The sequence below is a fragment of the Kluyvera sp. genome (genome assembly GCF_047971185.1).
GTDB lineage: Bacteria > Pseudomonadota > Gammaproteobacteria > Enterobacterales > Enterobacteriaceae > Kluyvera.
In genome coordinates this window covers 59,467-71,918 of sequence record NZ_JBKDZH010000051.1, presented here as the reverse complement: position 1 = coordinate 71,918, position 12,452 = coordinate 59,467, and the positions used below count along the sequence as shown (strand labels likewise).

Below are 12,452 nucleotides of genomic sequence, written 5' to 3'. Positions count from 1 at the left end.
GGGCTACCACTGAATCGTAGCCCGGCCGAGCAACGCGACGCCGGGGAAAACCCGCAACAACCGCTCGACCTTCCTCCCCATCCGGTTTATTGTGTTATTTCCTGCCTTCTGTAAACCTGGAGAACCATCGCGTGTTTCAAAAAGTTGACGCCTATGCGGGCGACCCCATTCTTTCATTAATGGAACGCTTCAAAGAAGATCCGCGCAGCGACAAAGTAAACCTCAGCATTGGCCTGTTCTATGACGAAAACGGCATTGTGCCGCAGCTGAAATCGGTCGCCGAAGCCGAGGCGCGCCTTAACGCGCAGCCGCACGGCGCATCGCTGTACCTGCCGATGGAAGGGCTGAACAGCTACCGCCACACCGTGGCACCGCTGCTGTTTGGCGCAGACCACCCGGTTCTCCAGCAGCAGCGCGTGGCAACCATTCAGACGCTTGGCGGCTCCGGCGCGCTGAAGGTGGGCGCGGATTTCCTCAAGCGTTACTTCCCGGATTCCGGCGTCTGGGTCAGCGACCCGACCTGGGAAAACCATATCGCGATTTTTGAAGGTGCGGGCTTCACCGTCGACATCTATCCGTGGTTCGACAGCGACACTAACGGCGTGCGTTACGACGCGCTGCTGGAGAAGCTGAACACCCTGCCGGCGCGCAGCATCGTGCTGCTACACCCATGCTGCCACAACCCAACCGGCGCGGACCTGACCAACGCTCAGTGGGACGGCGTGGTTGAGGTGCTGAAAGCGCGCGAGCTGATTCCGTTCCTCGACATCGCCTACCAGGGCTTTGGCGCGGGCATGGAAGACGATGCTTATGCCATCCGCGCGATTGCCAGCGCGGGCCTGCCGGCGCTGGTCAGCAACTCGTTCTCCAAGATTTTCTCGCTGTACGGCGAACGCGTCGGCGGCCTGTCGATTATCTGTGAAGATAACGAAACCGCCCAGCGCGTGCTGGGACAGCTGAAGGCGACCGTACGCCGTAACTACTCCAGCCCGCCAAACTTTGGCGCGCAGATTGTGGCGGCGGTGCTCGGCGATGCCGAGCTGAAGGCGATGTGGCTAGCGGAAGTGGAAGGGATGCGCACACGTATTCTGGACATGCGCCACGCGCTGGTGAAGGTGCTGAAAGAAGAGATGCCGGATGGCAATTTCGATTATCTGCTGAAGCAGCGCGGCATGTTCAGCTACACCGGCCTGAGCGCCGCCCAGGTCGATCGCCTGCGCGATGAGTTCGGTGTATACCTGATTGCCAGCGGCCGTATGTGTGCGGCGGGGCTGAACAGCCGTAACGTTCAGCAGGTGGCTAAAGCCTTCGCAGCTGTAATGTAAGCGAGCGCTCACTCTGGTTTGGAGCCTTATTCTGAGCCAGAGTGATTTGTCAGAACTAAAATGTGATCCTTCTAATCATTTCAGGATTAATCTTAAAAATTCCTTTCTTTCGCCTCCTCCAGACGGTAAGGTTCCTGAGACTTTCTTTGAAGTACCCCCCACTTTATTACAATAACGACTCGACGAATTAAGGGAAAATATGCGCAAGATCACGCAAGCTCTCAGTGCCGTCTGCTTGTTATTTGCACTGAATACCACGGTGACGGCCCATGCCTCGTCGCCTTCTCCGCTGTACCCCGGAACCGATATCGCGAAGCTCGCCGAACAGGCGCCTATCCACTGGGTCTCGGTGGCGCAGATTGAAAACAGCCTGATGGGCCATCCGCCGATGGCGGTCGGTTTTGATATCGATGACACCGTGCTGTTCTCCAGCCCCGGCTTCTGGCGCGGGCAGAAAACCTATTCCCCGGACAGCCAGGATTACCTGAAGAACCCGGAGTTCTGGGAAAAAATGAACAACGGCTGGGATGAATTCAGCATTCCGAAAGAGGTCGCCCGTGCGCTGATCGCCATGCACGTTAAGCGCGGCGACAGTATCTACTTCGTGACCGGCCGCAGCCAGACCAAAACCGAGACCGTCTCAAAAACGCTGCAGGATGATTTCCTGATTCCTGGCGTTAACATGAACCCGGTTATTTTCGCCGGCGACCAGCCGGGCCAGAACACCAAAACCCAATGGCTGAAAGAGAAGAACATTCGCGTTTTCTACGGCGATTCGGATAACGATATTACCGCCGCCCGCGAAGCGGGAGCCCGAGGAATTCGCGTCCTGCGCGCTTCGAACTCAACCTACCGGCCGCTGCCGCAGGCCGGCGCGTTTAACGAAGAAGTGATCGTCAACTCCGAGTATTAACGCTAAACCCTTGTAGGCCGGATAAGGCGTTTACGCCGCCATCCGGCAATCTGCTCCAGGCTGCCGGATGGCGCTTCGCTTATCCGGCCTACAATTCGTACCAATAAATGATGCTTTTTTAGTCAAAATCAGGCGCTGAGAGGTTTATCCTTTCGGTGTCTTGTTGCACACTTAGATGATGCTTTTCTGCACAAGGTGGCTCGCGAGACTAAGGGGTATAACAATGACCAGTTCGGATCTTCTGCTGTACTGCATGGCTAAACGTGGCGCGGAACAGAGCGTGCACAGTGACTGGAAGGCGACGCAGATTAAGGTTGCCGACGTGCTTTTTGCGATGGTAAAGGATGTGGAAGAGCGCCCGGCGGTGTCGCTGAAAACCAGCCCCGAACTGGCGGAGCTGCTGCGCCAGCAGCATAAAGATGTGCGCCCCAGCCGCCATCTCAACAAAGCACACTGGAGCACGGTATACCTCGACGGCACGCTGCCGAACTCGCAGATTTACTATCTGGTGGACGCGTCATACCAACTGGCGGTGGATCTGCTGCCGGAAGCGCTCCGACAGCAGATGTACTCGTAGTTACTTCAACAGCGGTTTCAGGAAGCGGGCGGTATGCGAAGCTTCGCAGTTCGCGACCGTCTCCGGCGTGCCTGACACGAGGATTTCCCCGCCGCCGCTGCCGCCTTCCGGACCCAGGTCGACAATCCAGTCTGCCGTCTTAATGACGTCCAGATTATGCTCAATCACCACGATGGTGTTGCCCTGGTCACGCAGCTGATGCAGTACTTCCAGCAGCTGCTGGATGTCGGCAAAGTGCAGGCCGGTGGTCGGTTCGTCGAGAATGTACAGCGTCTGGCCGGTGCCGCGTTTTGACAGCTCGCGCGCCAGCTTCACGCGCTGCGCTTCGCCGCCGGAGAGCGTGGTCGCCGACTGGCCGAGGCGGATGTAGGTCAGCCCCACGTCCATCAGGGTTTGCAGCTTACGCGCCAGCGCCGGAACGGCATCGAAGAACTCACGCGCCTCTTCAATGGTCATATCCAGCACTTCGTGGATGGTCTTGCCTTTGTACTTAATTTCCAGCGTTTCGCGGTTATAGCGCTTGCCTTTGCACTGGTCGCACGGCACGTAGATATCCGGCAGGAAGTGCATCTCGACTTTAATTACGCCGTCGCCCTGACAGGCCTCGCAGCGCCCGCCGCGCACGTTAAAGCTGAAACGGCCCGGCGTGTAGCCGCGCGAGCGGGACTCCGGCACGCCAGCGAACAGCTCACGCACTGGGGTAAACACGCCGGTGTAGGTCGCCGGGTTAGAGCGCGGGGTGCGGCCAATCGGGCTTTGGTCGATATCGATAACCTTATCGAAGTGCTCCAGCCCCTGCACGTCGCGATACGGCGCGGCTTCGGCGATGGTTGCGCCGTTGAGCTGGGTCTGGGCAATCGGGAACAGGGTATCGTTAATCAGCGTCGATTTACCCGAGCCGGACACGCCGGTGATGCAGGTAAACAGGCCCACCGGCAGCGTCAGCGTCACGTCCTTCAGGTTGTTGCCCGACGCGCCCGTCAGCTTCAGCACTTTTTCCGGATTCGCCGGAACGCGCTGTTTCGGCACTTCAATTTTGCGTTTGCCGCTCATGAACTGGCCGGTTAACGACTCCGGCACCGCCATAATGTCGTCCAGCGTGCCTTCAGCCACCACCTGGCCGCCGTGGACACCGGCTCCCGGGCCGATGTCGATCACGTGGTCGGCGGCGCGAATCGCGTCTTCATCGTGTTCGACCACGATCACCGTGTTGCCCAGGTTACGCAGGTGAACCAGGGTGCCCAGCAGGCGTTCGTTATCGCGCTGGTGCAGGCCGATGGACGGTTCGTCGAGCACGTACATCACGCCAACCAGCCCGGCGCCGATCTGGCTTGCCAGACGGATACGCTGCGCTTCGCCGCCGGAGAGCGTCTCGGCGGAGCGGGAGAGCGTGAGGTAGTTCAGGCCGACGTTAACGAGGAACTTCAGCCGATCGCCAATCTCTTTCAGCACTTTTTCGGCGATTTTCGCCCGCTGGCCGGAGAGCTTCAGGTTAGTGAAGAAGTCCATCGCATGGCCGATGCTCATGTCGGAGATGGTCGGCAGCGGCGTGTTTTCCACGTACACGTGGCGCGCCTCGCGACGCAGACGAGTACCGTTACAGCTGGCGCACGGACGATTGCTGATGAATTTCGCCAGCTCTTCGCGCACCGCGCTGGATTCCGTCTCTTTATAGCGGCGCTCCATGTTGTGCAGCACGCCTTCAAACGGATGGCGACGCACGGAGGTATCGCCGCGATCGTTGATGTATTTGAACTCAATCGACTCTTTGCCGGAACCGTAGAGAATGGCTTTCTGCGCGGTGTCGCTCAGGCTTTGCCACGGCGCTTCTACGTCGAATTGGTAGTGGTCCGCCAGCGATTTCAGCATCTGGAAGTAGTAGAAGTTACGACGGTCCCAGCCGCGAATCGCGCCGCCGGCCAGCGACAGCTCCAGGTTCTGAATGACGCGGTCCGGGTCGAAATACTGCTGTACGCCTAAGCCGTCGCAGGTCGGGCAAGCGCCCGCCGGGTTGTTGAACGAGAACAGGCGCGGCTCCAGTTCGCGCATGCTGTAGCCGCAAATCGGGCAGGCGAAGTTGGCGGAGAACAGCAGCTCTTCCGCTTTCGGGTCGTCCATATCGGCGACCACCGCCGTGCCGCCGGACAGCTCCAGCGCGGTTTCAAACGACTCCGCCAGACGCTGGGCGAGATCGTCGCGCACCTTGAAGCGGTCAATCACCACTTCGATGGTGTGTTTCTTTTGCAGTTCGAGCTTCGGCGGATCGGACAGGTCGCAGACCTCGCCGTCGATACGCGCGCGGATATAGCCCTGGCTTGCCAGGTTTTCCAGCGTTTTGGTGTGCTCGCCCTTGCGCTCTTTAATGATGGGCGCCAGCAGCATCAGGCGCTTGCCTTCCGGCTGTGACAGCACGTTATCGACCATCTGGCTGACGGTTTGCGCCGCCAGCGGCACGTCGTGATCCGGGCAGCGCGGCTCGCCGACGCGCGCGTACAGCAGACGCAGATAGTCGTGAATTTCGGTGATGGTGCCTACCGTTGAACGCGGGTTGTGCGAGGTCGACTTCTGCTCAATCGAGATAGCCGGCGACAGCCCTTCAATATGATCGACGTCCGGCTTTTCCATCAGCGACAGGAACTGGCGCGCGTAGGCAGAAAGCGATTCTACGTAGCGACGCTGTCCCTCGGCGTAGAGGGTGTCGAATGCCAGTGAGGATTTGCCAGACCCGGACAGCCCGGTCACGACGATCAGTTTGTCGCGAGGGATGACGAGGTTGATGTTTTTGAGATTATGGGTGCGGGCGCCCCGAACTTCGATCTTATCCATTCACCTTTCCCGGTCGAAGATACACGGCTTGCCTGGTTTGTTTGAAGGACACACGGCAGAAACGGCTAATTATGACACAACTTAACCTGAATGAATATACAGTGTCGGGATGCGGATTCCGCGCAGGCTGCAAAAATGTCGTCGCTGAGGAAGTTTGCCGGAATAGGCTTCACATGCTATCAAAGCGCCGCTTTGTGATGATACAATCCCTCGTTTACACTTATTAAGTAACTAGACTCGTATTCAGGAGAGACAATCATGGCCAGCAGAGGCGTCAACAAGGTGATTCTCGTCGGTAATCTGGGCCAGGACCCGGAAGTACGCTATATGCCGAATGGTGGCGCAGTGGCCAACATTACGCTGGCTACTTCCGAATCCTGGCGTGATAAAGCGACCGGCGAAATGAAAGAGCAGACTGAATGGCACCGCGTTGTGCTGTTCGGCAAACTGGCGGAAGTGGCAGGCGAATACCTGCGTAAAGGCTCTCAGGTTTATATCGAAGGCCAGCTGCGTACCCGCAAATGGACCGATCAGTCCGGCGTAGAGAAATACACCACGGAAGTCGTGGTGAACGTGGGCGGCACCATGCAGATGCTGGGCGGCCGTCAGGGCGGCGGCGCACCGGCAGGTGGACAGCAGCAGCAGGGCGGTTGGGGTCAGCCTCAGCAGCCGCAGGGCGGCAATCAGTTCAGCGGCGGCGCGCAGTCTCGCCCGCAGCAGCAGTCCGCTCCGGCGCAGTCTAATGAACCGCCGATGGATTTCGACGACGATATCCCGTTCTGATTCGCCGCCGTTTAACGGTGTCGATCGTGACGATGAAAACCCTGCTTCGGCAGGGTTTTTGCTTTTTTAATGCGCACTATCAACCCACATCAGCACCGCTTCGGTGCGAACAGTGCCCCGCGTTAATCTGTTCTTCTTCTGTCTTATTCATATAACCTAATGAAAATTAACATAAATAACAATTGGCACGCTTTGTGCATACACCAATGTATACACACATGTAGGCAAGGTGCAGACGATGACGCAAATCCAATCAGCTAAATGTATGCAGGGCATGGCGGTTGCGCCGCACTCGCTGGCCGCGGAGAGCGCGGTGGCCGTGTTGCGCGACGGCGGCAATGCGGTCGAGGCGATGGTGGCCGCGGCGGCGACCATCGCGGTGGTTTATCCGCATATGAACGGTATCGGCGGTGATGGATTCTGGTTAATCGCGAAGCCGGGTGAAGCACCGGTGGCAATCCAGGCCTGTGGCTTTGCGGCGGAAAAAGCGCATATCGATTTTTATCGTCAGGCGGGCTACGAACAGGTTCCGGTGCGCGGCCCGCTGGCGGCGAATACCGTTGCGGGAACGGTGGGCGGCTGGGAGCGGGCGCTGGAGTGGGCGGGCGAGCACGCGGCAAACGCGCCGCTGCCGTTAACGCGCCTGCTGCACGATGCCATTCACTATGCGCGTCAAGGCGTGCCCGTAACGCCAGGGCTGCATCAGCAAATTGCCGCCCGGCTGCCGCAGCTGGGTCAGTATCCGGGGTTCCGCAGCCTGTTCGCGCCGGAAGGCCAGGCGCTTGGCACGGACGACCTGCTGCTTCAGCCCGCCCTTGCCAGTACGCTGGAACGGCTGGCAACCCTCGGGCTGGGTGACTTTTACCACGGTGAAACCGCCCGGCTGATAGCCAGCGAACTGGAAGCGGCCGGTAGCCTGCTGCGCTTTAACGACCTCGATGCTTATCGCGCGGCGCGCGTGAAGCCGCTGGCGCTGGAAACGGAGTTGGGGACGGTTTATAACCTGCCGCCGCCGTCGCTGGGGCTGGTCTCGCTGCTGATCACCGGCATCATTGAGCAGCAGCGTAAAAAGGGTGCCATTGCCGATGAGGCCGATTTTGTGCATCACTGCGTTGAGGCGACCAAGCTGGCGTTCACCCTGCGCGATCGCCATATTACCGACCCTGCCCATATGACCCTCGACCCGCAGTCGCTGCTGACGGCAGAGAATATCGCTCAGCTCAGCGCGCAGATTATTCCCGACCGGGCGCGGGAGTGGGGCAAAGGGCGCGGGCCTGCGGACACCATCTGGATGGGCGTTATCGACGGTTCCGGCACCGCCGTCAGCTTTATCCAGAGTATCTATCACGAGTTCGGCAGCGCGGTGATCCTCGCCGATAGCGGCATTATCTGGCAAAACCGCGGCAGCAGCTTCTCGCTGGATCCGAACGCCACCAACCCGCTCCAGCCGGGCCGCCTGCCGTTCCATACCCTTAACCCGGGGCTGGCGCGGCTGGCCAATGGCGATGCGCTGGTCTACGGCAGCATGGGCGGAGACGGCCAGCCGCAGACGCTGGCGACCCTCTTTGACCGCATCTTGCACCAGAACATGACGCCGCAGGCCGCCGTGGCCGCTCCGCGCTGGCTGTTAGGGCGCACCTGGGGCGAAAACAGCGACACGCTGAAGATTGAAAGCCGCCTGAGAGCGGCGACTACCGACACCCTCAAACAGTACGGCCATGACGTCGAGATTTACCCCCCGTATGACGACCTCATGGGGCATGCCGGGGCAATCCTCCGGCACCGCAACGGCATGCTAGAAGGCGGCAGCGACCCACGCAGCGACGGTGGCGTCGCCCGCTGGTAACCCAGCATTTTCCAAATGAAACATTCGCAGAAAGATGCGGCGCGCCGGGCGCGCCCGCTTTCTGACGACATTTTTTCGTCTATTGGAGCGCAAAATGACCGTTCTCAGAGAACCTTTGGTAGCACCAAAATTTGGCAAATGGGCGCAGCTGGTACTGGGGCTGATCTGTATGGCTTCCATCTCCAGCCCGCAGTACGTATGGACGCTGCTGACCAAACCGCTGACGGAAAAGCTGGGCGTCGGCCTGCCGGAGCTGCAGGTGACCTTTTCACTGCTGATTATTCTGCAGACCTTCTTCTCCCCGTTCCAGGGGCGGCTGGTTGAACGCTTTGGCCCGCGGCTGCTGATCTCGATCGGGACGGTGATGGCCGGGCTGAGCTGGGTGCTCTCGGCGCACATCAACGGCCTGATGGCGCTGTATCTGGTCTACGGCTGCATCGGCGGGCTAGGAACCGGGATTGTCTATATCGGGGTGGTGGGACTGATGGTTAAGTGGTTCCCGCAAAACCGCGGCTTTGCCGCCGGCGCGGTGGCGGCAGGCTACGGTATGGGGGCGATTTTAACCACCTTCCCGATCTCGATTTCGCTGGGCAGCTACGGGCTGGAGCAGACCATGACCGTGTTCGGTATTGGCTTCGCGATAGTGGGCCTGCTCGCCAGTCAGGGGCTGAGCTTGCCGCCCAACTCAACCGCGCAGCCCGTAAGCCGAAACATCGTACAGGGGACGCGTCAGTTTACCTCGCGTGAAATGCTGCGCCAGCCGCTGTTCTGGCTGATGTTCGCCATGATGGCGATGATGTCCACCTCCGGGCTGATGGTAACTTCGCAAATGGCCATCTTTGCCGACGATTTCGGCATCAGCAAAGCGGTGGTGTTCGGCATGGCCGCGCTGCCGCTGGCGTTGACCATCGACCGCTTCACCAACGGCCTGACTCGCCCGCTGTTCGGCTTTATTTCCGATCGCTACGGGCGGGAGAAAACCATGTTTATCGCCTTTGCTCTCGAAGGGGTGGCGATGACGCTGTGGCTGGCCTGCCGGGAAGATCCGCTGCTGTTCGTGCTGCTCTCCGGGGTGGTGTTCTTCGGCTGGGGCGAAATTTTCTCGCTGTTCCCCTCCACCTTGACTGACACCTTCGGCAGCGAACATGCCGCCTCGAACTACGGCTGGCTGTATATCTCGCAGGGGATTGGCTCCATCTTTGGCGGGCCGCTGGCCGCGCTGCTGTATCAGCATACTCAGGGCTGGCACGTGGTGTTCGGCTGTGCGATTACCCTTGATTTCATCACCGCCGGGCTGGCGCTCTGGGTGCTAAAACCCTGGCGCGCACGCTTTATTCGTCAGCACAGTTAACGCGGAGCGCTTATGACGATCGCGACATCGGAACCGACACCGCTTCTGGCGCATTCAGAACGGGTATTTCAGCAGCTACGGCAGGAAATTTATCAGTTTGTCCTGCTGCCCGGCGATCGCTTTACGGAGGTGGATATTGCCCGTCGGCTGGGCTGTTCCCGCACGCCGGTGCGCGAAGCTCTGCTGCTGCTGCAAAACGAGGGGCTGGTCAGACGCTGCCAGCGCAGCGGATGGGAAGTGTTCCCCATTGATTTCGATGTCTATGAAGATCTGTACGAGACGCGCGCGCTGATTGAAGTCAATTCGGTGCGCAGTCTGTGCAGCTCAACGTCAGCAAAAGTGAACCGGGAGGTGCTTACCAGGCTGAAGGCTATCTGGCAGGTTGCGCCGCAAGCGGCGCTGGCGTGCGATGATATCGCCTCGCTGGACGAGCAGTTTCACCTGGCGCTGACCGAGGCGGCGGGCAATCGGGAGTTGACGGCGATGCTGAGCAATATTACCAACCGCATTCGCATTATGCGGCGGCTCGATTTTGAATATGAAACCCGGATAACTCAGACCTACAAAGAGCACGCGGAGCTGCTGGAGGCTATTGAACAGCGTGATGAATCCCGGGCGGTGGCGCTGGTCACCGCGCATATTGAAGATGCTTACAAAGGCGCCAGCACCATTACCCTGCGACGCTTGCAGGGGGTGCGGGTTAAGCACATTTCGTAACCGACGCTAGCCGTCATTTTTATCGGCAGCGGGCAGAATCGGCGGTTTCCCCGTCGCTGCCCGTTTGCGGTTCATCTCGTCGAGAATCAGCCGATAAGCGATGTAGTACTTGTAGATATTGCTTACGTAGGTCACCGTCTCGGCGCCAATCTTTTCGGCGGCGAGATTTTCCACGTTGCCAAACCAGACGTTAGGGTCAAAACCACGTTTTTTCGTCTCCGTACGCAGACGCGCAATGCGCGCCGGGCCAGCATTATAGGAGGCGAAAGAAAACAGCGCCTTATCCAGCTGCGTCATCGGTTCGTCGCCGTAGTAGCGATCGATCATCCAGCGCATATACTTCACCCCGGCGTGAATGTTCGGGTCCAGCTGCTTGATATCGCCCACCTTCAGCTCTTTTCCGGTGCTGGGCATCACCTGCATGACGCCAATCGCGCCGACATGGCTGCGCACCGACTGATTCAGCCGCGACTCCTGATAGCCCTGCGCCGCCATCAGCAGCCAGTCGACGTCATAGCGGTCGCCATACTTACGGAAAATGTCCACCATCCTGAGAAACTTACGCCGTTCTTTCTCCGCCGCAGCGTTTTTAACGTATTTCGCGCTTTTCAGGTAGCGCAGCAAAAGGGTATTGCCCAGCGTGCTGCCCTGGCGGTTGTCTTTAATAAAGGCGTTGAGCTTCGCCAGCAGCTGCGGGTTATCTTTGCGCACCGCCCAGGCGATGCTGCCGTTATCGCGCAGCACAATGTCTTCATGCACCTGAATTTTCGGGAATACCTGTTTCCAGAACAGCGCCTTGTGGCGATCGACCACGATCAGCGGAATCAGCCCGGCGTTGAGCATTTCCAGCAGATCTTCATCTTCCAGCGCTTCCGGCGCGGGTTTGATAACGACCGGCGGGCGCGAGGCTTTAGCAAAGCGCGCGTTAAGGGCGACCAGGCTTTCGTAGTAGCTGGATGAACGGCGGACAAAGACTTCCCGACCGGAGAGATCGTCAGCGCTTGCCACAGGCGGCGAAGCGGGGCCGGAGATGAGTAGCTCCTGAATGTTGCTGTAAATCGGGTCGGTGAAGGTGACTGCCTGCTGGCGCGATGCGGTAATGGTGAGATTGGCCGCCGCGATATCCCCTTTGCCCTCGTTCAGGGCGCTGAAGAGATTATCGCGGGTGACCGGCACAAAAATAATGCGCACTTTGAGGTGGCGCTGCTTAAGCTTTTTCTCTTTCGCGAGCTGGGCATTCAGGCTGCGTTCAAATTCGGTGAAAATATCGTGGGTTGCCCCGCGCTGCTGGCCTTTATCGATAAAAAAGAAGGTCTTGCTGAAGGTGGTTAACACGCGAATGACCCGACGGTCGAGCATCCCGGGCAGGTCGCCCTTCCAGGGCTGCATGATGCTCTCGATATTGACCTCCAGCGCGTCGCTCGGTTCCTCCGGCGGCGCGGCGGCAAAGGCCGCGCCGGTCAGCAGCAGGGCGCTAAGGCTGGCGGTGATAACACGACAAAAAGGGATGGCGTTCATGGTGCGGCACTCCGCAGGGCGCATCCGTATATTTTAGTCGAGCGAAGCTAAAAAACCCTGCTGAGGGGAAGGCTTTTTTATGGCGGGCGTCAGGCAATAAAAAACCCCGACGGGTCGGGGTTTTCGAATCAGTACAGGGCAACCGGCCATTCCGGCGGCGCATGGCTCATCACTTCAACCATCACATCTTTAATATTGTTGAAGATGGTGGCGATATCGACCAGCGTGATGCCCAGTAATCCGGTCGCAAACCAGCAGGCGGCGGCCACGCCTAACATACCGCTGATCACAGCGAGCCCGGCATAGTCGGATTTACGGAATTGAATTTTCAGGGTACTGGCGAGAAACATCAGTACGGCGCTGGTTAACGGCCAGCGTAACAGTGCGACGCCTGCGGTAATGGAAACCATGAGACCTTATCCTCAGAGATAAACAACAAGTTGCCCTGACAGCACTTATCGATTGAGGCGCAAGGCGCTCAGGCTATCTGAAGGCATTCACAAATTGAATGAAACAGTGTTTTTGTTTCATCTCGATATGTGAACTATATCACGTTTGTTGTTTTATTCACCAGAGGTAAACGCAGGATTTTTGTC

10 protein-coding genes are annotated in these 12,452 nt (G+C 58.8%); 7 read left to right on the top strand and 3 right to left on the bottom strand.

Annotated features, from left to right (window positions below):
- The first annotated feature begins 131 nt into the window (after window positions 1-131).
- From tyrB to ACK5JN_RS14920, 3 genes are all read left to right on the top strand, one after another.
- On the top strand, window positions 132-1,325 hold the full coding sequence (gene tyrB / locus ACK5JN_RS14930) for an aromatic amino acid transaminase (protein WP_416870895.1): 1,194 nt from the start codon (window positions 132-134) through the stop codon (window positions 1,323-1,325).
- 199 nt (window positions 1,326-1,524) lie between these two features.
- Entirely contained in the window at window positions 1,525-2,238 is a 714-nt protein-coding gene (gene aphA / locus ACK5JN_RS14925) for an acid phosphatase AphA (RefSeq protein ID WP_416870894.1), read from the top strand.
- Between the two features lie 223 nt (window positions 2,239-2,461).
- The gene (locus ACK5JN_RS14920; protein ID WP_416870893.1) at window positions 2,462-2,815 is read left to right on the top strand and encodes an MmcQ/YjbR family DNA-binding protein; all 354 of its coding nucleotides are present in this window, start codon (window positions 2,462-2,464) and stop codon (window positions 2,813-2,815) included.
- Here ACK5JN_RS14920 and uvrA read toward each other — a convergent pair whose 3' ends face one another.
- On the bottom strand, window positions 2,816-5,641 hold the full coding sequence (gene uvrA / locus ACK5JN_RS14915) for an excinuclease ABC subunit UvrA (protein ID WP_416870892.1): 2,826 nt from the start codon (window positions 5,639-5,641) through the stop codon (window positions 2,816-2,818).
- Between the two features lie 258 nt (window positions 5,642-5,899).
- On the opposite strand from uvrA, the gene ssb1 reads away from it, so the two are divergent.
- From ssb1 to ACK5JN_RS14895, 4 genes are all read left to right on the top strand, one after another.
- On the top strand, window positions 5,900-6,424 hold the full coding sequence (gene ssb1 / locus ACK5JN_RS14910) for a single-stranded DNA-binding protein SSB1 (RefSeq protein WP_416870891.1): 525 nt from the start codon (window positions 5,900-5,902) through the stop codon (window positions 6,422-6,424).
- Window positions 6,425-6,662: 238 nt separating this feature from the next.
- Window positions 6,663-8,270, top strand: coding sequence for a gamma-glutamyltransferase family protein (locus ACK5JN_RS14905; protein ID WP_416870890.1), 1,608 nt, complete (start codon window positions 6,663-6,665; stop codon window positions 8,268-8,270).
- 34 nt (window positions 8,271-8,304) lie between these two features.
- A complete protein-coding gene (gene oxlT / locus ACK5JN_RS14900; protein ID WP_416870889.1) occupies window positions 8,305-9,621 on the top strand; it encodes an oxalate/formate MFS antiporter in 1,317 nt (438 codons plus the stop codon).
- A 12-nt stretch (window positions 9,622-9,633) separates the two neighbouring features.
- The gene (locus ACK5JN_RS14895; RefSeq protein WP_416870888.1) at window positions 9,634-10,338 is read left to right on the top strand and encodes a GntR family transcriptional regulator; all 705 of its coding nucleotides are present in this window, start codon (window positions 9,634-9,636) and stop codon (window positions 10,336-10,338) included.
- A gap of 6 nt (window positions 10,339-10,344) precedes the next feature.
- Here ACK5JN_RS14895 and ACK5JN_RS14890 read toward each other — a convergent pair whose 3' ends face one another.
- Together ACK5JN_RS14890 and ACK5JN_RS14885 are read right to left on the bottom strand one after the other, a co-directional pair.
- Window positions 10,345-11,856 carry a transglycosylase SLT domain-containing protein gene (locus tag ACK5JN_RS14890; protein ID WP_416870887.1) on the bottom strand — a complete coding sequence of 504 codons (1,512 nt, stop codon included), beginning with the start codon at window positions 11,854-11,856 and terminating at the stop codon, window positions 10,345-10,347.
- 128 nt (window positions 11,857-11,984) lie between these two features.
- Window positions 11,985-12,266, bottom strand: coding sequence for a YjcB family protein (locus ACK5JN_RS14885; RefSeq protein ID WP_416870886.1), 282 nt, complete (start codon window positions 12,264-12,266; stop codon window positions 11,985-11,987).
- Window positions 12,267-12,452: the final 186 nt, after the last annotated feature.